Origin of the sequence: Novosphingobium sp. EMRT-2 (genome assembly GCF_005145025.1) — a bacterium.
Classification (GTDB): domain Bacteria; phylum Pseudomonadota; class Alphaproteobacteria; order Sphingomonadales; family Sphingomonadaceae; genus Novosphingobium.
In genome coordinates this window covers 2,287,731-2,306,622 of sequence record NZ_CP039695.1, presented here as the reverse complement: position 1 = coordinate 2,306,622, position 18,892 = coordinate 2,287,731, and the positions used below count along the sequence as shown (strand labels likewise).

The following is an 18,892-nucleotide window of genomic DNA, read 5'->3' as shown; positions in this document are numbered from 1 at the left end:
TGCGACGACAAGTTCGACCTGCCATTTCACCCCCGCAGCCCGCAAATCCACAAGCCATTTGCCGACAGGTGGAAAGCCTTCCCCACAGGCTGGGGACTGCGGGGATAACTTCGCCTTGACCGCCGGCCCCGCAGAGTCGGTCCACGCTTTTTTGTGGAGGCTCCGGCACAAATCGGGCAGAGCGCGCTCATCCCCGCTATCCACAGCACAACAGATTCCATCATCCTTTTTAAAAGAATCTATTTTTTAGGATTGGACCGAACCGATGCCCGGCCCGCTGCTCCGCTCGCTCTCCGGCGAAAACCTTGATTCACACCCTGTCTGGCTGATGCGCCAAGCCGGCCGCTACCTGCCCGAATACCGGGCCTTGCGGGCTGCCAAGGGGGGATTCCTGGAGCTGGTATATGACGCCGAGGCGGCGGCGGAAATCACGCTCCAGCCGATCCGGCGCTTCGGCTTCGATGGCGCGATCCTGTTCTCGGACATCCTGATCGTGCCCTATGCCATGGGGCAGAACCTGGAGTTCCTGGCGGGCGAGGGGCCGCGCCTGTCGCCGCGCCTGCTCGATGCCCAGCTTTCCGCACTGCGGGCCGTCCCTGAGCGCCTGACGCCGATCTACGACACCGTGCGCCGGGTGCGCAGCCAGCTGTCAGGCGACAAGACCCTGCTGGGCTTTGCCGGATCGCCGTGGACGATCGCCACGTACATGGTGGCGGGCGAGGGCAGCCGCGACCAGCACGACACGCGTGCCTACGCCTATCGCGATCCTGTGGCCTTCCAGGCGATCATAGACGCGATCGTGGACGTGACCGTGGAATATCTCGCCGGACAGGTCGAAGCGGGCGCGGAAGGGCTCCAGCTGTTCGACAGCTGGGCTGGCAGCCTTTCCCCGGCGCAGTTCGAACGCTGGGTGATCGAACCCAATGCGCGCATCGCCGCCGCGATCCGCAAACGCTACCGGCACGTGCCGCTGATCGGCTTTCCCAAGGGCGCAGGTGAAAAGCTCGTGGCCTATGCGCAGGGCACGAAAGTGGACGCCATTGGCATCGACGAAACGATCGATCCGCTGTGGGCGGCGAAGAACCTGCCAGCAAACCTGCCGGTGCAGGGCAATCTCGATCCGCTGCTGCTGCTGGCGGGCGGGGTCGAGCTGGAACGGCAGACGTTCCGCATTCTCGAAGCGTTCGCCGACCGGCCCCATGTGTTCAACCTGGGCCACGGCATCGGCCAGTTCACGCCGATCGAACATGTCGAGCACCTGCTGACCGTGGTGCGTGGCTGGCGGCGGGGGCAGTCACGGTAATGGCGCGATAGGGCGCGGTAAGGAGCATCGGGCAATGCCGGCACCGCTTGTCTTTGTGGGCGCGGCGTTGGCCGAAATCACGGGATGCTTCGCGTTCTGGGCGTGGCTCAGGCTGGGCAAGCCGGCGTGGTGGCTGGTGCCCGGCTGCGCGTCGCTGGTCCTGTTCGCGTGGTTGCTGACGCTGGTGGACAGCGATGCCGCCGGGCGCGCCTATGCGGCCTATGGCGGGATCTACATCACGTCCGCCTTGCTGTGGCTGTGGATCGTCGAAGGCGTGCGGCCGGATCGCTGGGACCTGGGCGGCGCCGCGCTGTGCCTTGCCGGTGCCGCGGTGATCCTGTTCGGTCCGCACCGCGCCTGAGCGCGGGATGCCGATCCCGGCCGGATAACGGTGCGGTTTTCGAGGCTTGCATTACCGACAAGCGGCGGCAAAAGGCTTTCCCGATCAATTCTCCCGTTCCGGGATGCGTGCTGACGCGCTATCCTTGATCGCATGGTGCAGGTGTTCGCGATGATCTATCTCTGGCTCAAGGCCGGCCACATCATCTTCGTGATATTCTGGATGGCCGGGCTGTTCATGCTGCCGCGCTACTTCGTCTATCATCAGGAAGCGGCGCCTGGATCGCCCGAGAACGCGGTGTGGATCGATCGCGAGCGCAAGCTGCTGAAAATCATCCTGTGGCCGTCGCTTGTCGTCGTGTGGGTGCTTGGTCTGGCGCTGGCGATGACGACCGGCGCGTTCCAGCAGGGCTGGTTCCACGCCAAGCTGGCCCTTGTGCTGGCGCTGACGGCTTACCATTTCTGGCTGGCGGGCTACGCCCGCGCGCTGGCGGCGGGCGAACGCCGGCTTTCGGGCAGGCGCCTGCGGATGATCAACGAAGTGCCGGGCGTGACCGCCGCGCTGATCGTCATTCTGGTGATTCTCAAGCCGTTCTAAGCCTCGATGCGCTGCGGTCCTGATTGACTTGCCGTGAGGCAAGGCATATCGCGCTGTGCGTCCGGCATCGGAGGTCGCACCACCATGGCAGCGACCGGACCCGCTTTCTCCAAGCCCCAAGGTCCGCCGGCCATTCCCAGTATTCCATCCGGAACCCAAGAATATGCATCTCAAGGAACTCAAGAAGAAAACCCCCGCCGAGCTGGTCGAAATGGCCGAAGAGCTTGGTGTCGAAGGCGCATCGACCATGCGCCGCCAGGACCTGATGTTCGCCATCCTCAAGGAGATGGCGGAAGATGGCGAGGAAATCCTCGGCATCGGCACGATCGAGGTCCTGCCCGATGGCTTCGGCTTTCTCCGTTCGCCCGAAGCGAACTACCTGGCCGGCCCCGACGACATCTACGTTTCGCCCAACCAGGTCCGCAAATGGGGTCTGCGCACCGGCGATACCGTGGAAGGCGAAGTGCGCGCGCCCAAGGACGGCGAGCGCTATTTCGCGATCACCCGGCTGATCAAGGTCAACTTCGACGATCCCGAGGCGGTCCGCCATCGCGTGAACTTCGATAACCTGACGCCGCTCTATCCCAACGAGCGCCTGAAGCTCGATACGCTCGATCCCACGGTCAAGGACAAGTCGGCCCGCGTGATCGATCTCGTCAGCCCGCAGGGCAAGGGCCAGCGCGCGCTGATCGTGGCGCCGCCGCGCACCGGCAAGACCGTGCTGCTGCAGAACATGGCCAAGGCCATCACCGACAACCATCCGGAAGTCTTCCTGATCGTGCTGCTCGTCGACGAACGGCCCGAGGAAGTGACCGACATGCAGCGTTCGGTGAACGGCGAGGTCATTTCCTCGACGTTCGACGAACCCGCCAGCCGCCACGTCCAGGTCGCCGAAATGGTGATCGAGAAGGCCAAGCGCCTGGTCGAGCACAAGCGCGACGTGGTGATCCTGCTGGACTCCATCACCCGCCTTGGCCGCGCCTACAACACCGTAGTGCCCAGCTCGGGCAAGGTGCTGACCGGCGGTGTCGACGCCAACGCGCTGCAGCGGCCGAAGCGCTTCTTCGGTGCCGCGCGCAACATCGAGGAAGGCGGCTCGCTGTCGATCATCGCCACCGCGCTGATCGATACCGGCAGCCGCATGGACGAAGTGATCTTCGAGGAATTCAAGGGCACCGGCAACTCGGAAATCGTGCTCGACCGCAAGGTGGCGGACAAGCGCATCTTCCCGGCGCTGGATGTCGGCAAATCCGGCACGCGCAAGGAAGAGCTGCTGGTGGCGAAGGATCAGCTCACCAAGATGTGGGTGCTGCGCCGCATCCTCATGCAGATGGGCACGGTCGACGCGATGGAATTCCTTCTCGACAAGATGAAGGATTCCAAGACCAACGAAGACTTCTTCGCGACGATGAACCAGTAAAACGGTTCGCAACGCGGACAGGAAACGAAGGGGGCTTCGCCATCGGGCGCAGCCCCCTCTTTCGTATCACGTGTTCTCGAGCTGCTCGGCCATCTTCTGCCACACGGCGTTGATCGCCTTGAGCGGGCGGACCATGACCTTGAAATCGATGATCCGGCCTTCAAGATCGAAGCGGATCAGGTCGATGCCGTTGACCTTGATCCCGTCGATCTCCGCGGTGAATTCAAGACAGGCTTCCGGTCCGTCCACCAGTTCGCGGACATAGGCGAAGGTGCCGTTGCCGAAGACGCCGGCCGCCGCCGTTAGGTACATCAGCACTTTCTCGCGCCCTTCCTGGGGCGTGTGGACCACAGGGGAGTGGAATACCGCGTCGGGCGCGATCAGCTCTTCCAGCAGCGCCGGATCGCTGTCCAGCATGTAGCGGTGCCAGGCGGCCAGTCCCAGTTGCATTGGCTTCGTCTCCCCTTTTGATTGCCGATCCGATTTTGCCTCTTCCGGTTGCGCTCGCATTGATGGAGCGCAACCGGAGCGAAGTGTGGTTAGGCGAGGTGTTCCGCCAAGAACGCGCGGGTGCGGCTATCGGCGAGTTGCGCACCCTCCTCGTCGCGGCGGTTGCCCATTTCGGCGGCAAAACCGTGATCGAGCCCCTCGTAGTCGTAGAGCGTCACCTTGGGATGCGGATCGAGCCCGGCGTGGATCGTTGCCTGCACTTCGGGCGAGACGAGGTGATCCGCCGTGGGGATGTGCAGCAGCAGCGGATTGGCGATGGCATGGGCTTCGCCCAGCATCTGGTCGATCAGCACGCCGTAATAGCCGACCGAAGCGTCGATATCGGTGCGCGCGGCGGCCATATAAGCCATGCGGCCACCCAGGCAGAACCCGACCAGCCCCACCTTGGCCACGCCGCGCTCCTTGCGCAGCCAGCGGATCGCCGCTTCGATGTCCTGCACGCCCAGATCGGCATCGTACTGGCCGAAATAGCCGAAGGCTTCCTGCAACTGTTCCGGAACATCGGGATTGAGTTCGACACCCGGAGCGAAGCGCCAGAAAATGTCGGGCGCCAGCGCGGCATAGCCGAGCGCGGCCCAATCGTCGCATTTCTTGCGGATGCCGGCGTTGACGCCGAAGATCTCGGGAATGACGATGATGGCGGCCTTCGCCTCGGTCGCGGGCGTGGCGACATAGACGGGGATCGCGTCCTGGCCGTCATAAGCTGGAATTCTCGTCATCTCACCCATGGTGGTTCGTCCTGTTCACTGGTTTGTCCTGCGGATATCATGCGTTGGTCGATACCGAGCTTGGCCCCGCGAGTGGACTTTGCCAAGCTCCGGTGACACTCTGAAGCATCGTTGATCGGGAGAATTCCATGAAAGTTCAGGTCGAGATCGACTGCACGCCGGAAGAAGCGCGCCGCTTTCTGGGGTTGCCCGATGTCTCCAAGGCGAACGACGTCTATATCGATGCCATCGCCAAGGCGATGCAGGGCGTGTCGAATCTCGATCAGCTCCAGGGCTACGCCAAGCAGATCGCGCCAATGGGCGAGATGGGGCTCAAACTGTTCCAGCAGTTCGTGGAGCAGGGCGCCGGTGCGGCGATGGCCGGGTTCAAGGCCGGGGTTTCGGGTTCCAAGAAGAAGGACGATTGATCGCGCGTGTTCCGAATGTTCCACGTGGAACATTGCGGCGTTCGACAGCGCGCGCGTGGGTGTTTAGAGACGCCGGCATGTCCGACACGATCTTCGCCCTGTCTTCCGGTCAACCGCCCGCCGGCATCGCGGTTGTCCGGATCAGTGGACCGCACGCCGGGGAATGCTTGCGGGCGCTTGCCGGCAAGCTCCCGGCACCGCGCCGCGCCGCGCTGGCGCGGCTGATCGATCCGCGCGACGGTACCGAACTCGATCATACCATGGTGCTGTGGCTGCCCGGTCCCCGCACGGCGACGGGCGAGGACAGCGCGGAGCTTCATCTCCACGGCGGCCGCGCGGTGGTCGCCGCCGTTCTGGCCGCGCTGGCGGCACTGCCCGGATTCCGCCAGGCATTGCCCGGCGAATTCACCCGCCGCGCCTTCGCCAACGGGCGTATCGATCTGGCCGAGGCGGAAGGGCTGGCCGATCTGTTGACCGCCGAGACCGAGTTGCAGCGGCGGGCCGCGCTGGCCATGGCGGACGGTGCGTTGTCGCGTCTGGTCGCTGGATGGCGCGACAAGGTGCTGGCGCTCTCCGCCCGTCTGGAAGCCGCGCTCGATTTTTCGGACGAGGACGATGTTGGAGCCGATCTTCCGGCCGGCTTCGCGGCGGACGCGGTTGCCCTGGCCGACGATCTTGGCGCGTGGCTCGCCCGGCCGCGCGCGGAGCCTTTGCGCGAGGGCTACAGGGTCGTCCTCGCCGGTCCGCCCAATGCCGGAAAGTCCACGTTGTTCAACGCCTTGGTCGACGACGAGGCCGCGATCACGGCGGCCGAGCCGGGGACCACGCGCGATGTTCTGGTCCGCGCGGTGGCGATTGAAGGCGTGCCCTTCACGTTCATCGATACGGCCGGCCTGCGCGAAGACGGCGCCGGCGAGATCGAACGGATCGGCATCGCCCGTGCGCTGGCGGAAGCCGAGCGCGCGGATCTGGTGTTGTGGCTGGGCCCGGAGGGCGCCGGGCCTGCCGGTCGTTCGCTGTGGGAAATCGAAACACGGATCGACCGTCCGGACCGGGCGATCAAGCACGGCGCGCGGTTCGCGCTTTCGGCGCGGACGGGGGAGGGCGTGTCGGCGTTTCGCGCCGGGTTGGTGGATCATGCGCGCGCGGCGTTGCCGGCTCCGGGCGAAGCGGCGCTGAATGCGCGCCAGGCGGGGTTGCTGGGGGAGGTGATGACCGCTCTCGGTGCGGCGGCGGCCATGCCGGACCCCTTGCTGGCAGCGGAAGAGCTGCGCCTCGCCCGGCAGGCGCTCGACCGGCTCGTGGGGCGTGTCGGCACCGAGGACATGCTGGACGCGCTGTTTGGCCGGTTCTGCATCGGCAAATGAAGCGTAATGTTCCACGTGGAACATCGATGCACTTTGACGTGAGTCCCGCTCTCCTGTAACGGGCATCCCATGCAGCAATTCGATGTGATCGTGGTCGGCGGCGGTCATGCCGGCGTCGAGGCGGCCGCCGTTTCGGCGCGGATGGGCGCGCGCACGGCGCTGGTGAGTTTCGATCCGGAGACGATCGGCGCGATGAGCTGCAACCCGGCGATCGGCGGACTGGGCAAGGGCCATCTCGTGCGCGAGGTCGATGCCTTTGACGGATTGATCGCGCGCGCGGCCGATGCGGCGGCGATTCACTACCGGATGCTCAACCGTTCCAAGGGCAGCGCGGTGCAGGGGCCGCGTGTCCAGGCGGACCGCAAGCTGTTCCGCGCCGCGATCCAGCGCATGATTGCGGCTCAACCGAACCTCACCGTGGTTGCGGGCGAAGCGGCGGCCTTGCGGATGCAGGGCGGCCGTTTGGTAGGCATCGATCTGGGCAACGGCGATGCGCTTGCGGCCGATGCGGTCGTGCTGTGTACGGGCACCTTCCTCGGAGGGCGGCTGTTTCGCGGCGAGGAGCGGATGGATGGTGGCCGCATCGGCGAAAGCGCGGCGCACCGGCTGGCCAAGCAGTTGCGCGATGCCGACCTGCCGATGGCGCGGCTGAAGACGGGCACACCGCCCCGGCTGGATGGGCGCACAATCGACTGGGCGCGGCTGCCGGAGCAGCCGAGCGACGCCGAACCCTGGACGATGTCTCCACTGACGCCGATGCGCACGGTGCCGCAGGTGTTCTGCGCGATCGCGCGTACCAATGCGCGCACGCACGACATCATCCGGAGCGGGCTGGACCGTTCGCCACTGTTCACGGGTGCGATCGGCGCGCAGGGACCGCGCTATTGCCCCTCGATCGAGGACAAGATCCACCGCTTCGGCGATCGCGACGGGCACCAGGTGTTTCTCGAGCCGGAAGGACTGGACGATCGCACGGTCTATCCGAACGGCGTCAGCACCTCGCTGCCGACCGACGTGCAGGTGGCGATGATGCGCAGCATCGAGGGCTTGGAGCGGGTGGAGATCACCGTGCCGGGCTATGCCGTGGAATACGACCACATCGATCCGCGTGCCTTGCGGCGCAGCCTGGAAGTGAAAGCCATTCCGGGGCTCTACTGCGCCGGACAGATCAACGGGACGACGGGGTACGAGGAAGCCGCCGCACAGGGGCTGGTGGCCGGGATGCACGCGGCGGCGGCGGTGCTGGGCCGCGCGCCGGCCGCATTGGACCGGGCATCGAGCTACATGGCGGTGATGATCGACGACCTCACGCTTCATGGCGTCAGCGAACCCTATCGCATGTTGACCGCGCGGGCTGAGTATCGCCTGCGCCTTCGCGCGAACAATGCCTCCACCCGGCTTACGCCGCTGGCGCTGGAGGCGGGTTGTGTGGGCAAGGAGCGCACCGACTGGTTCGTCGCGCGCTCGGAACAGCGGGAGCGGCTGGAGCGCGCGCTAGCCGTCGAAGTCACTCCGACGGAACTGGCGCGCGCGGGGATGGGGGTGCGCGCCGATGGCACCCGGCGATCCCTGATGGAATGGTTGCGTTTCCCCGAAGTTACGCTCGCGGCGTTGCAGCCATGGGTCGGGGATGAAGCGTTCGATCCCCTGCTGGTGGAGGAAGTGGAGGAGGACGCGGCCTATGCGCCCTATCTCGCGCGGCAGGACGCGGAGTTGCGCGAGCTGCGGTCGAGCGACGCGGTGCCGCTGGGTGACGACTTTCCCTTCGCCGAGGTGCCCGGCCTTTCCAACGAGATGGTGGAGCGGTTGCAGCGCGCCCGGCCGGATACCCTGGCGGCGGCGGGCCGGATCGCCGGGATTACCCCGGCGGCGCTCGCCAGCCTGCTGGTCCATGCGCGGCGGCGCGCGGCATGACGATCGTCAGCGAAGCGGATGCCCAAGCCTGGCTGCGCGATCGGCTTGGGGTTGATGCGGACGGCATGGCGCGCCTGGCCCGGCTGGTCGATCTGCTGGTGGCGGAGAACGAACGCCAGAACCTCGTGGCACGCGGGACGCTGGCGCATGTCTGGCAGCGGCATATCGTCGACAGCGCGCAGCTGCTCGATGTTCCACGTGAAACAGTGCCGGAAGGGCCGTGGCTTGATTTGGGGACCGGGGCGGGCTTTCCCGGGCTGGTGGTGGCGGCGCTGCAGCCTGAACGGCGCGTAACGCTAGTCGATTCGCGGCGGTTGCGCACCGAATGGCTGGAACGCGCCGTAGCGGCGCTGGATCTGGCCAATGTGGAGGTCGTTCTGGCGCGGGTGGAAGATGTACCGGCACGGACGGCTAGCGTGATTTCGGCGCGCGCATTCGCGCCTCTCGACAAGCTGTTGCTTCTTTCTGCGCGCTTTTCCACACCAGACACGCTTTGGCTGTTGCCCAAAGGGGCCAAGGCAAAGCATGAATTGGACATGCTCCCGAAATCCTGGCGCCATATGTTCCACGTGGAACAATCGCTGACAGACCCCGACGCGGGCGTCATCGCTGGTCGCCTCCTTGGTGGCCAGCCCCCGGTTGTCCAAAAGGCCAAACGCCGGAAGGAAACTCGCCGATGATTACCATCGCTGTCGCCAACCAGAAGGGCGGCGTGGGCAAGACCACCACCGCGATCAACATCGCCACCGCGCTGGCCGCCACCGGCTGGAAGGTGCTGCTGGTCGATCTCGATCCGCAGGGCAATGCCTCGACCGGGATTGGCGTGGCGCCGCACGAGCGCGAACGCTCGTCGTATGACCTGCTCATCGATCAGGCGACCGTTGCCGAATGCCTGATGCCCACGCGCATTCCCGGGCTCGACCTCGTGCCCGCCACGGTCGATCTCTCGGGCGCGGAAGTGGAGCTGGTCAGCGTCGAGGACCGCACCGGAAAGTTGCGCGGCGCACTTTCGCAGGGCGGGGCTGGGCATGATATCTGCCTGATCGATTGTCCGCCGTCGCTCGGCCTGCTCACGCTCAATGCGTTGACGGCGGCGGATACGCTGCTGGTGCCGCTCCAGTGCGAATTCTTTGCGCTCGAAGGGCTGAGCCAGCTGTTGCAGACGGTGGAGCGCGTCCAGGAGCGCTTCAACGCCGATCTCGGCATCCTGGGCGTGGTGCTCACCATGTTCGATCGGCGCAACCGCCTGACCGATCAGGTGGCCGACGACGTGCGGTCCTGCCTGCATGATCTGGTGTTCGAAGCGGTGATTCCGCGCAACGTCCGTTTGTCCGAGGCGCCGAGCCACGGCTTGCCCGCGTTGATCTACGATCATGCCTGCCCGGGATCGCAGGCGTACATGAAGCTGGCGCGCGAACTGATCGGCCGGCTGCCCGAACGGAGGAAAGCTGCATGAGCAGCGAAGATGGCATGACCGGCGATGGCGTGAAAGCGGCGCCGGTGCGGCGCGCGGCGCTGGGGCGCGGGCTGGGGGCGCTGCTCGGCGAAACCCGGCGCGAGGAATCGCTGATCCGCGTCTCGGCCGGCGCGCCGGAAGGGGCCGCGCTGCCCCGCGAAGGCGGGGTTTCGCTGCTGTCCGTGTCGGACATCGAACCCGATCCCAATCAGCCGCGCCGCCATTTCGACGAAGACGCGCTGGAGGAACTGGCCCGTTCGATCGCGCAACGGGGTGTGATCCAGCCGGTGATCGTGCGGCCGGTGGGCACGGGCCGCTATCAGCTCGTGGCGGGCGAGCGCCGCTGGCGCGCGGCGCAGCGCGCGCGCGTCCACGAGATTCCGGCGATCGTGCGCAAGCTCGATGAACGCGAAGTTGTGGCGCTGGCGCTGATCGAGAATCTGCAGCGCGAGGATCTCAATCCGGTCGAGGAAGCGCGCGCCTATCAGCGCCTGTCCGAACAGGATGGCCTGACCCAGCAGGAAATCGCGACCTTCGTCGACAAGTCGCGCAGCCATGTCGCCAATCTCATGCGCCTGCTGAGCTTGCCCGAGGAAGTGCTGGACATGGTCCAGCGCGACGAGATCTCGATGGGCCACGCGCGCGCGCTGGCAACCCTGCCCGATCCGCTGCCCATCGCGCGCGAAGTGGTGGCGAAGGGGCTTTCGGTGCGCGATGCGGAACGCATGGCCAAGCGCGCCGGACGGCCAGAATGCGCGCAGCGCAAGGCGCGCGCGGTGCGCGATCCGTCGCAAAGCGCCGATATTGCGGCGGTGCAGGCGCACCTGGAGGAGTTCCTCGGCCTCAAGGTCATGATCAATGCCGATGCCGATCCCAGCTCGGGGTCGGTGACCATCCGCTACAAGACGCTCGACCAGCTCGACCTGATCTGCCAGCGGCTTACCGGCGGCGGCATCTGACGCGGACTTGCCCGAGAGGGCAGCGCATAAAGTTTAATCGATTGATTAAATAGCGATTGACCCGGCTTGGCGGCGGCGCTTATCCCTGTGGGAAAGGTCACGACTAACCGGAGAGATGCCATGTCGCTCGATGCGCTTTCCCGCACCGCGTACAACGAGGATCACGAAGCCTTCCGCCAGACCGTCCGCCGGTTTCTGGAGGACGAGATCGCGCCACACGCCGCCGAATGGGCGGAGGCCGGCATCGTGCCCAAGGAAGTCTGGCCCAAAGCCGGCGAACTGGGCATGCTGTGCCCCACGGTTCCCGAGGAGTACGGCGGGCTCGGCCTCGATTTCGGCTATAACGCCATCGTCGACGAGGAAAGCGCGTACTATGGCCGCGTAACCACGGGCTTTTCGCTCCAGTCGGACATCGTCGCCAACTATCTCATCTCCTACGGTTCGGAAGAGCAGAAGAAGAAGTGGCTGCCGCGCATGGTCTCGGGCGAGACCATCACCGCGATCGCGATGACCGAACCCGGCACCGGGTCCGACCTTCAGGGCATGCGCACCACGGCCAAGAAGGACGGCAACCACTACGTCATCAACGGATCGAAGACCTATATCACCAACGGCCAGAACGCCGACCTAATCCTGGTCTGCTGCAAGACCGATACGGAGGTCCAGCCGGCGTGGAAGGGCGTGTCGATCGTGCTGGTCGAGGCCGATCGCGAAGGGTTCGAACGCGGCCGTAACCTCGACAAGATCGGGCAGGACGAAGCCGATACCTCGGAACTGTTCTTCAACGATGTGCGCGTGCCGATCACCAACTGCCTGGGCGAGGAAGGCAAGGGCTTCATCTACCTGATGAGCGAACTGCCGCAGGAACGCCTCTCGATCGCGGTCAGCGCGCAGGCCTCGGCGCAGCGCGCGTTCGACGATACCGTGGAATTCACGCGTGATCGCAAGGCGTTCGGCAAGCCGATCCTCGATTTCCAGAACACCCGCTTCACCCTGGCCGACATCAAGGCCAAGCTTCAGGTGGGCTGGGCGCACCTCGACTGGGCGCTGGCGCGCCATCTCAAGCGCGAACTGACGCCGGAAGAAGGCGCGGCGGCCAAGTTGTGGCATACCGAGCTGCAGTGGGAAGTGATGGACAAGTGCCTGCAGCTCCACGGCGGCGCGGGCTACATGAACGAGTACGCGATTGCCCGCGCTTGGCGCAGCGCGCGTGTGACGCGGATTTTCGGCGGCACCAACGAGATCATGAAGGAACTGATCGGCCGCAAGCTGTAGGATCAGGACCCTAGCACGTTCCACGTGGAACACGGCCCACGTCGCGCGTCATCCCAGCAAAAGCTGGGATCTCGTGCGGCTGGGCCGGTCCTGTCGAAAATGCGCTACAGCGGCCTGAGGTCCCAGCTTTCGCTGGGACGACGGGCACTGGGAACTCAGCTGCCGGTATAGACCCGCTTTTCCTTGACGCGCTTGTCGCGCACCACCGGGCGGTGGTGCACCGCGCGGCGGCGGACCGGCACGTTGACCCATTCCTCGGTCACGGTCGTGGTCTCGACGCAGGGCTTCTGCTGGTTCTGGATCATCACCGGCACCATGACATAGCCATAGGGCGCGTATCCCGGATAGGCGCCGCCGTAGCCGGGGTATCCCGCGCCATAGCCGCCCGGATAGCCTGCGGCTTGCGGTGGACCGTAGCGACGGAAGAATTCCTCGCATTCGCGGTCGCGCCCCTTGTCCTCGGCCTTGTCGATCACGTTGCCGGCGACTGCGCCAACCGCCGCGCCGGCCACGGTGCCGAGCACGCGATCGCCCGATGCCACACGATTGCCGATCAATCCGCCCACCGCGCCGCCGATCAGGGTGCCGCCGACGTGCTTATCCGGATTGTTGACGCGGCAGCGATCCAGCATCCGCTGGTACTCCGGGTCCACCGGCGGCGGGGCAGGCATCTGCGCTGCCGGATAGACGCCCTGCCAGGCGGGCACGGCGCCGTATGGCGCTGGAGCATACCAGCCGCCGGGCGGTGCGGGCGGCGGCGGGGGCGGCGCTTCGTGGGCCACGGCCGGCATGGCGCCCGCCAGTGCGAGCGAAACGGCAAGTGCTTGGTAGATTCGGGCCATCGTGATCCCCTGTTGCGGCGCGCCGGCGCGACTGGCCGGATTCCGGACGTTTCCGGAACCGTATCATCGCCGGGCAGGGGGTACCAAGGCCGCTCCCGGCGCTGTGCCGAAACGGGATAGATTGGCGGGTGGTTCTTTCTCTCAGATCCGTTCCGCGATCGCCTCTGCCAGCGCTTCTATGCCGGCGGCGTCCTCTTCGGTGAAGCGGCCGGGCAGCGGGCTGTCGAGGTCGATCACGGCGATGACCGCGCCACCGCGAATCACCGGGACGACCAGTTCGGACCGGCTGGCGGCGTCGCAGGCGATATGGCCAGGAAAGGCGTGGACGTCCTCCACCCGCTGCGTGGTTCCGGTGCGCGCCGCCGCGCCGCAGACGCCACGGTCCAGCGGAATGCGGATGCAGGCGGGCTTACCGATGAACGGACCGAGCACGAGTTCGCCTTCCACCATGCGGTAGAAGCCGGCCCAGTTGAGATCGGGCAGGAATTCCGCCAGCAGCGCGGCGACATTGGCCATGTTGGCGATGCCATCGGGCTCGTTGTCGGTGATGGCCACGGCCGCTTCGCGCAGCTCGGCATGGATCTCGGCGGTCGAAGCGCCGGCGTTGGGGGCAAAGGCGTACATGCACCCGATATAGGACGGCCGGGGCGGAATGGAATGCGGGTAACCTGTCAGGTGACAGGACGGCGTTTGCCGCCTAGATTTGCCGGCATGACTCTCTTGCGCAAGATCCTCATCGGGCTGCTCGTCGTCGTCGTCGCGGGCGGCCTTTTCATTGCCTGGGCCATGCGGGGCGATCCCGCACAGTACACGCTGGACCAGCTTTCCGGGCCGAAGCCCAAGCTGGCCGAGCCCAGCGCGCAGACCATACCCACGGTCGTGGTGGCGGAACCTGTGGGCTGGAACGCCAACGAGGCGCCCGTGGCGGCGCAGGGGCTGGCGGTCGGCCGCTTCGCCGACGGGCTGGATCATCCCCGTGCGGTGACCGTGCTGCCCAATGGCGATGTGCTGGTAGCGGAAACCAACGCGCCTCCCGGCCGAGGCCCCGGCGGGATCACGGGTCTGGTGATGAACTGGCTGTTCCGCAAGGTGGGCGCTGGCGGGCCTTCGCCCAACAAGATCGTGCTGCTGCGCGACACCAATGGCGATGGCAAGGCCGACCAGAAGTTCGTGATGGACAACCCCGCGCTCGATTCGCCGTTCGGCATGGTGTTCCGCGACGGCCGCCTGATCATCGCCAACCACGACGCGGTGCTGTCGTACCCCTATGCGCTGGGCCAGACGACCCTTCCCGGCAAGCCCGAGAAGCTGATGGACCTGCCCGGCGGCGGCAACCACTGGGCGCGCAACCTGCTGCTCAGCGCCGATGGCAGCAAGCTCTATGTCACGGTCGGCTCCTCGTCGAACATCGCGGAGAACGGCATCGACCAGGAAAAGGGCCGCGCCGCGATCCACGAGTACGATTTCGCCAAGCACCGCAGCCGCGAATTCGCCGGTGGCCTGCGTAATCCCAACGGCCTCGACTGGAATCCGCACAGCGGCGAACTGTGGACGGTGGTCAACGAGCGCGACATGCTCGGGTCCGATCTCGTGCCCGATTACCTCACCAACGTGCCGCTGGGCGCGCAATACGGCTGGCCCTGGGCCTACTGGAAAAAGAACATCGACTGGCGCGTCAAGGAGCCGATGCCCGAATACATGCTCGAATACACGCGCAAGCCGGAATACGCGCTGGGTTCGCACGTCGCGCCGCTTGGCCTTGCGTTTTCGCGCGGCGGCAACGTGATGGGCGATCGCTTCGCGCAGGGCGCATTCATCGCGCGCCACGGTTCGTGGAACCGTCGCCCGCTCTCGGGCTATGACGTCGTCTTCGTCGGCTTCGACGATCGCGGCAACGTGAAGCCCACCCCGCCGGTCACGATCCTCAGCGGGTTCCTCACGCCCGAAGGCCGCGCGCACGGCCGGCCGACCTGGGTCGCCTTCGCGAAGGACGGGGCGCTGCTGGTCAGCGACGACGTGGGCGGCGTGATCTGGCGCGTGGTGGCGCCGGGCGCCAAGCCCGCGGCGGAGATCGTGCCGATCAAGGCCACGCCGATGCCGCCCCCGCCGCCGGCCGATGCCAAGTTCATCGCCAAGCCCAACGAAGATTCGGACCTGCTCAAGCCGCAGCCGTAAGATGCGGGAAAGACCAGGGCGCGTGGCTTACAGCGCGCGCCCGGTCCGCCCTGCCAGTTCGTTGACATATTGCCAGGCCACACGCCCGGAGCGGCCACCGCGCCGGCGTGACCACTCCAGCGCGTCGGCCGGCTCCCATTCCAGCCCGTAATGCGCGGCGTATCCGCCGATGATCGCCAGGAAATCGTCCTGCGAGCAATTGTGGAAGCCCAGCGACAGCCCGAACCGGTCGGCCAGCGCCAGCCGGTCGTCGACCACGTCGCGCGGGTTGATCGGGTCGTCCTGTTCGCTGAGATGGCGTTCCACGATGGCGCGGCGGTTGGAGGTGACGGCAAGGCGCACGTTGGCCGGGCGCGCTTCCACGCCGCCTTCCAGCCAGCTGCGCAGCCGGCGCGCGCCGTCGGCGTCGGCCGCGTCGAAGCCGAGGTCGTCGAGGAATACCAGGAAGCGGCGGTCGATCCCGCGCAGCAGCGCGAACAGGTCGGCAAGGCCCGCCTCGGGCGTGGCCTGCACCAGCGCGATGCTGCCGGGACGTTCCGCCTGCGCGGCCAGCGTGGCGGCGCGCAGCAAGGCCGACTTGCCCATGCCGCGCGAACCCCACAGCAGCATGTCGTGCGCGGCCGCGCCGTGCGCCAGGCGGGCGACGTTCTCGACCACCGCGCCCTTCTGGAAGTCGATGCCGTGCATCAGGTCCAGCGCGGGCGCCTCCAGCCGGGCGACCGGGCGGGCCGTGCGGCCCAGCCAGACGTAGGCGGGGTGCGCCAGCCAGTCGACGGGCGGCGGCGGGGGCGGTGCGAGCCGCTCCAGCGCCTCGGCGATGCGGGTCAGCAAGGGGGTATGGTCACTCATGCCAGCAGCGCGTCGGTATCCAGCTGATAGACCAGCGCCGCGCCCGCCATGGCTGCCGAGCCAAGGCCGCGCATTTCGGGCACGATCGTGCGGTTGAAGAACATCGTCACCGCCGTCTTGGCGTCATCGCCCGTGGCCCGCGCCTGGCGGGCAAGCTGCCAGCCGGCCACGGCCGCCGCGCACATCGTGGTGAACGGCACGCTGCCGGCCAGCCGGTCATCCAGCGTGGCGCTGGTGGTCATCCAAGTGGCGATCGCGGCCACGTCCCTCGCCAGTGCGGCGACTTCGGGTACGTCTTCCATTTCCGCGATGATGTCGGCCATCAGCGCCTGCAGCACGCCGCCGTTGTCGTAACCCAGTTTGCGGGTGACGAGGTCGGCGGCCTGGATGCCGTTGGTGCCTTCGTAGATCGGGGCGATGCGCGCGTCGCGATAGTGCTGCGCGGCGCCGGTTTCCTCGATGAAGCCCATGCCGCCGTGGACCTGCACGCCCAGACTGGTCACCTCGCAGCCGACATCGGTGCCCCAGGCCTTGAGCATGGGCACCAGCACTTCCGCCCGCTTCTGCGCGGCTGCGTTGCCCAGCGTCCCGCGGTCGATCTGGCCGGCGGTGTAGTAGAGCAGCGCGCGCGCGCCTTCGGTCAGCGCGCGCATGCGCAGCAGCATCCGCCGCACGTCGGGGTGCTCGATGATCGCCACCGGCGTCTTGTCCGCCGCGCCGGCCCGGGCGGACTGCACGCGATCGCGCGCATAGGCCCGCGCCTGCTGATAGGCGCGCTCGGCGATCTGGACGCCCTGGCTGCCGACGTTGATGCGCGCCGAATTCATCATCGTGAACATGGCCTTCAGGCCCTCGTTCTCGTGGCCCACCAGCTCGCCGATGCATTCGCCGTGGTCGCCATAGGACATGACGCAGGTGGGGGAGGCGTGGATGCCGAGCTTGTGCTCGATCGAGACGCAGCGCACGTCGTTGCGTTCGCCGGGGGTGCCGTCGGCGTTGACGTGGAACTTGGGCACGATGAACAGCGAGATGCCGCGCGTGCCCGCCGGCGCGCCGGGCGTGCGGGCGAGGACGAGGTGAATGATGTTTTCGGCCAGATCATGCTCGCCGAAGGTGATGAAGATCTTGGTGCCGGCGATGCGGTACTTGCCGGCGTGCGGGCCTTCGGTGATCGGCACCGCGGTGCTGCGCAGCGCGCCCACGTCGGACCCGGCCTGCGGCTCGGTCAGGTTCATCGTGCCCGACCATTCGCCGCTGACCAGCTTGGGAAGATAGAGCGCTTTCTGCGCTTCGCTGCCGTGGTGATCCAGTGCCTCGATCGCGCCGACGGTGAGCATTGGCAGCAGGGCGAAGCCCATGTTGGCCGCGCCCAGCGTCTCGAGCACGCAAGTCGCCAGCGCGAAGGGCAGACCCTGTCCGCCGTGATCGACCGGCCCGGCGATCGAGTTCCAGCCCTGCTCGACGAACGCGCGGTAGGCGTCGGCAAAGCCGGCCGGCAGCGTCACCGCGCCGTCGTTCCACTTCGCGCCCTCGGTATCGCCCAGGCGGTTGAGCGGCGCCCATTCGCCCGCCGCCAGCGCGCCGATGCCTTCCACGATGGCTTCCACCAGATCGGGGCTGGCAGCCTCGAAGCGTTCATGCGCCGCGAGTTCCTCGATGCCGGCGCTGACGCGCAGGGCAAGCACCTGGTCGGTGGTGGGTGGCGTGAAATCCATCGCAGTTCCCCTCGCTTGGTTTTCCTTGGCAGAGCGTGGCGCGCGCTATAGCGGCAAGGCATGGACGGCACAAAGATTTCCCACGACGGGCCGGGCAACCTGCGCAGGGCCGATGCCGCCGGCATCGCCGAGGCGGCGCGGCTGCTGGCGGCGGGGGGAACGGTCGCCGTGCCCACCGAAACCGTCTATGGCCTTGCCGCCCGGGCCGACGACGATGCCGCCGTGGCGGGCATCTACCGCGCCAAGGGCCGCCCCGATTTCAACCCGCTGATCGTCCATGTTCCCGATGCCGTAGCGGCAAGGGCGCTCGCCGCCTTCGACGACCGGGCCGAGGCGCTCGCCGCCGCGTTCTGGCCGGGCGCGTTGACGATGGTGCTGCCGCGTCTGCCCGGTGCGCCGCTTGCCATGGCGGTCAGTGCGGGCCTGCCCACGGTTGCGCTGCGCTGCCCCGCGCATCCGGTGATGCAGGCGCTGCTGCGCGAAAGCGACCTGCCGCTCGCCGCGCCCTCGGCGAATCGCAGCGGCGCGATCAGTCCCACCAGCGCGGCGCACGTGCGCGCCTCGCTGGGGGATCGAGTGGGCCTGATTCTCGACTGGGGAGAGACGGCGCAGGGGATCGAATCGACCATTGTCGGCCTGCGCGCGGACGGTTCGTGGGCGATCCTGCGGCCCGGCCCGATCGAGGAGGCGCGGATCGCAGCAGTGCTGGGCGAAGAGCATGCCGGCCGCGCGCGGGATCGCGGTGGGATCGAGGCGCCGGGGCAATTGGCCAGCCACTATGCGCCGGGCAAGCCCGTCCGCCTCGACGCGCCGGACGCGGAGCCGGACGAATTCCTGATCGGCTTCGGCGCGGTTGCCGGCGATGTCTCGCTGTCGCGCGCCGGCGATCTCGCCGAAGCGGCGGCCCGGCTCTACGCCTGCCTGCACCTGGCCGCGGACGATGCGCGGCCCCGCATCGCCGTGGCGCCGATCCCCGACCGGGGCATCGGCGTCGCCATCAACGACCGGCTGCGCCGCGCCGCCGCCTGAACGCCC

The 18,892-nt window shown here is 67.1% G+C and carries 19 protein-coding genes; 13 read left to right on the top strand and 6 right to left on the bottom strand.

Annotated features, from left to right (window positions below; all coding sequences use genetic code 11):
- The first annotated feature begins 265 nt into the window (after positions 1-265).
- The 4 genes from hemE to rho all read left to right on the top strand — a co-directional run bounded on the left by hemE (position 266) and on the right by rho (position 3,660).
- Positions 266-1,303, top strand: a complete 1,038-nt coding sequence (gene hemE / locus FA702_RS11365; protein ID WP_136956228.1) for a uroporphyrinogen decarboxylase — start codon at positions 266-268, stop codon at positions 1,301-1,303.
- A gap of 34 nt (positions 1,304-1,337) precedes the next feature.
- The gene (locus FA702_RS11360; RefSeq protein ID WP_136956227.1) at positions 1,338-1,664 is read left to right on the top strand and encodes a YnfA family protein; all 327 of its coding nucleotides are present in this window, start codon (positions 1,338-1,340) and stop codon (positions 1,662-1,664) included.
- 150 nt (positions 1,665-1,814) lie between these two features.
- A complete protein-coding gene (locus FA702_RS11355) occupies positions 1,815-2,240 on the top strand; it encodes a CopD family protein (protein WP_255504541.1) in 426 nt (141 codons plus the stop codon).
- A gap of 163 nt (positions 2,241-2,403) precedes the next feature.
- Positions 2,404-3,660, top strand: coding sequence for a transcription termination factor Rho (gene rho, locus FA702_RS11350; protein ID WP_124810373.1), 1,257 nt, complete (start codon positions 2,404-2,406; stop codon positions 3,658-3,660).
- 66 nt (positions 3,661-3,726) lie between these two features.
- On the opposite strand, the gene FA702_RS11345 is transcribed toward rho, so the two are convergent.
- Together FA702_RS11345 and FA702_RS11340 are read right to left on the bottom strand one after the other, a co-directional pair.
- Positions 3,727-4,110, bottom strand: a complete 384-nt coding sequence (locus FA702_RS11345) for a nuclear transport factor 2 family protein (RefSeq protein ID WP_124810374.1) — start codon at positions 4,108-4,110, stop codon at positions 3,727-3,729.
- Between the two features lie 89 nt (positions 4,111-4,199).
- Complete coding sequence (locus FA702_RS11340; RefSeq protein ID WP_136956226.1) at positions 4,200-4,898, bottom strand: dienelactone hydrolase family protein; 699 nt, start codon at positions 4,896-4,898, stop codon at positions 4,200-4,202.
- A gap of 128 nt (positions 4,899-5,026) precedes the next feature.
- On the opposite strand from FA702_RS11340, the gene FA702_RS11335 reads away from it, so the two are divergent.
- The 7 genes from FA702_RS11335 (at position 5,027) to FA702_RS11305 (ending at position 12,276) form a co-directional block, all read left to right on the top strand.
- Positions 5,027-5,305 carry a DUF6489 family protein gene (locus FA702_RS11335; RefSeq protein ID WP_124810376.1) on the top strand — a complete coding sequence of 93 codons (279 nt, stop codon included), beginning with the start codon at positions 5,027-5,029 and terminating at the stop codon, positions 5,303-5,305.
- A 77-nt stretch (positions 5,306-5,382) separates the two neighbouring features.
- On the top strand, positions 5,383-6,672 hold the full coding sequence (gene mnmE / locus FA702_RS11330) for a tRNA uridine-5-carboxymethylaminomethyl(34) synthesis GTPase MnmE (protein ID WP_136956225.1): 1,290 nt from the start codon (positions 5,383-5,385) through the stop codon (positions 6,670-6,672).
- A gap of 69 nt (positions 6,673-6,741) precedes the next feature.
- Positions 6,742-8,586: a tRNA uridine-5-carboxymethylaminomethyl(34) synthesis enzyme MnmG gene (gene mnmG / locus FA702_RS11325; RefSeq protein WP_136956224.1), complete on the top strand. Its 1,845-nt coding sequence runs from the start codon at positions 6,742-6,744 to the stop codon at positions 8,584-8,586.
- Positions 8,583-9,266, top strand: a complete 684-nt coding sequence (rsmG, locus tag FA702_RS11320) for a 16S rRNA (guanine(527)-N(7))-methyltransferase RsmG (protein WP_136956223.1) — start codon at positions 8,583-8,585, stop codon at positions 9,264-9,266. Before mnmG ends, rsmG begins: the two co-directional genes overlap by 4 nt.
- Entirely contained in the window at positions 9,263-10,042 is a 780-nt protein-coding gene (locus FA702_RS11315) for a ParA family protein (RefSeq protein ID WP_136956222.1), read from the top strand. Before rsmG ends, FA702_RS11315 begins: the two co-directional genes overlap by 4 nt.
- On the top strand, positions 10,039-11,001 hold the full coding sequence (locus FA702_RS11310; protein WP_370385465.1) for a ParB/RepB/Spo0J family partition protein: 963 nt from the start codon (positions 10,039-10,041) through the stop codon (positions 10,999-11,001). The genes FA702_RS11315 and FA702_RS11310 overlap by 4 nt, the downstream gene beginning before the upstream one ends.
- A 120-nt stretch (positions 11,002-11,121) precedes the next feature.
- Entirely contained in the window at positions 11,122-12,276 is a 1,155-nt protein-coding gene (locus FA702_RS11305) for an acyl-CoA dehydrogenase family protein (protein ID WP_124810381.1), read from the top strand.
- 155 nt (positions 12,277-12,431) lie between these two features.
- On the opposite strand, the gene FA702_RS11300 is transcribed toward FA702_RS11305, so the two are convergent.
- Together FA702_RS11300 and FA702_RS11295 are read right to left on the bottom strand one after the other, a co-directional pair.
- Positions 12,432-13,118 carry a glycine zipper 2TM domain-containing protein gene (locus FA702_RS11300; protein WP_255504540.1) on the bottom strand — a complete coding sequence of 229 codons (687 nt, stop codon included), beginning with the start codon at positions 13,116-13,118 and terminating at the stop codon, positions 12,432-12,434.
- Positions 13,119-13,259: 141 nt separating this feature from the next.
- A complete protein-coding gene (locus FA702_RS11295; RefSeq protein WP_136956221.1) occupies positions 13,260-13,742 on the bottom strand; it encodes a GAF domain-containing protein in 483 nt (160 codons plus the stop codon).
- Between the two features lie 87 nt (positions 13,743-13,829).
- On the opposite strand from FA702_RS11295, the gene FA702_RS11290 reads away from it, so the two are divergent.
- Positions 13,830-15,293 carry a sorbosone dehydrogenase family protein gene (locus tag FA702_RS11290; protein ID WP_136956220.1) on the top strand — a complete coding sequence of 488 codons (1,464 nt, stop codon included), beginning with the start codon at positions 13,830-13,832 and terminating at the stop codon, positions 15,291-15,293.
- Between the two features lie 27 nt (positions 15,294-15,320).
- Here the strand turns inward: FA702_RS11290 and FA702_RS11285 are convergent, their stop codons facing one another.
- Together FA702_RS11285 and FA702_RS11280 are read right to left on the bottom strand one after the other, a co-directional pair.
- Complete coding sequence (locus FA702_RS11285) at positions 15,321-16,142, bottom strand: DUF815 domain-containing protein (protein WP_136956219.1); 822 nt, start codon at positions 16,140-16,142, stop codon at positions 15,321-15,323.
- Positions 16,139-17,857, bottom strand: coding sequence for an acyl-CoA dehydrogenase (locus tag FA702_RS11280; protein ID WP_136956218.1), 1,719 nt, complete (start codon positions 17,855-17,857; stop codon positions 16,139-16,141). Before FA702_RS11280 ends, FA702_RS11285 begins: the two co-directional genes overlap by 4 nt.
- 60 nt (positions 17,858-17,917) lie before the next feature.
- Between FA702_RS11280 and FA702_RS11275 the strand changes: the two genes are divergently transcribed.
- Positions 17,918-18,886 (top strand): L-threonylcarbamoyladenylate synthase, encoded by a 969-nt coding sequence (locus tag FA702_RS11275; RefSeq protein WP_136956217.1) that lies wholly within the window; start codon positions 17,918-17,920, stop codon positions 18,884-18,886.
- The last annotated feature ends 6 nt before the right edge of the window (positions 18,887-18,892 follow it).

Bases quoted from the DNA above. Each gene is read 5' to 3' on its own strand.
- hemE (WP_136956228.1), top strand. From the start codon at position 266: ATGCCCGGCCCGCTGCTCCGCTCGCTCTCCGGCGAAAACCTTGATTCA.
- FA702_RS11360 (WP_136956227.1), top strand. From the start codon at position 1,338: ATGCCGGCACCGCTTGTCTTTGTGGGCGCGGCGTTGGCCGAAATCACG.
- FA702_RS11355 (WP_255504541.1), top strand. From the start codon at position 1,815: ATGATCTATCTCTGGCTCAAGGCCGGCCACATCATCTTCGTGATATTC.
- rho (WP_124810373.1), top strand. From the start codon at position 2,404: ATGCATCTCAAGGAACTCAAGAAGAAAACCCCCGCCGAGCTGGTCGAA.
- FA702_RS11345 (WP_124810374.1), bottom strand. From the start codon at position 4,110: ATGCAACTGGGACTGGCCGCCTGGCACCGCTACATGCTGGACAGCGAT.
- FA702_RS11340 (WP_136956226.1), bottom strand. From the start codon at position 4,898: ATGGGTGAGATGACGAGAATTCCAGCTTATGACGGCCAGGACGCGATC.
- FA702_RS11335 (WP_124810376.1), top strand. From the start codon at position 5,027: ATGAAAGTTCAGGTCGAGATCGACTGCACGCCGGAAGAAGCGCGCCGC.
- mnmE (WP_136956225.1), top strand. From the start codon at position 5,383: ATGTCCGACACGATCTTCGCCCTGTCTTCCGGTCAACCGCCCGCCGGC.
- mnmG (WP_136956224.1), top strand. From the start codon at position 6,742: ATGCAGCAATTCGATGTGATCGTGGTCGGCGGCGGTCATGCCGGCGTC.
- rsmG (WP_136956223.1), top strand. From the start codon at position 8,583: ATGACGATCGTCAGCGAAGCGGATGCCCAAGCCTGGCTGCGCGATCGG.
- FA702_RS11315 (WP_136956222.1), top strand. From the start codon at position 9,263: ATGATTACCATCGCTGTCGCCAACCAGAAGGGCGGCGTGGGCAAGACC.
- FA702_RS11310 (WP_370385465.1), top strand. From the start codon at position 10,039: ATGAGCAGCGAAGATGGCATGACCGGCGATGGCGTGAAAGCGGCGCCG.
- FA702_RS11305 (WP_124810381.1), top strand. From the start codon at position 11,122: ATGTCGCTCGATGCGCTTTCCCGCACCGCGTACAACGAGGATCACGAA.
- FA702_RS11300 (WP_255504540.1), bottom strand. From the start codon at position 13,118: ATGGCCCGAATCTACCAAGCACTTGCCGTTTCGCTCGCACTGGCGGGC.
- FA702_RS11295 (WP_136956221.1), bottom strand. From the start codon at position 13,742: ATGTACGCCTTTGCCCCCAACGCCGGCGCTTCGACCGCCGAGATCCAT.
- FA702_RS11290 (WP_136956220.1), top strand. From the start codon at position 13,830: ATGACTCTCTTGCGCAAGATCCTCATCGGGCTGCTCGTCGTCGTCGTC.
- FA702_RS11285 (WP_136956219.1), bottom strand. From the start codon at position 16,142: ATGAGTGACCATACCCCCTTGCTGACCCGCATCGCCGAGGCGCTGGAG.
- FA702_RS11280 (WP_136956218.1), bottom strand. From the start codon at position 17,857: ATGGATTTCACGCCACCCACCACCGACCAGGTGCTTGCCCTGCGCGTC.
- FA702_RS11275 (WP_136956217.1), top strand. From the start codon at position 17,918: ATGGACGGCACAAAGATTTCCCACGACGGGCCGGGCAACCTGCGCAGG.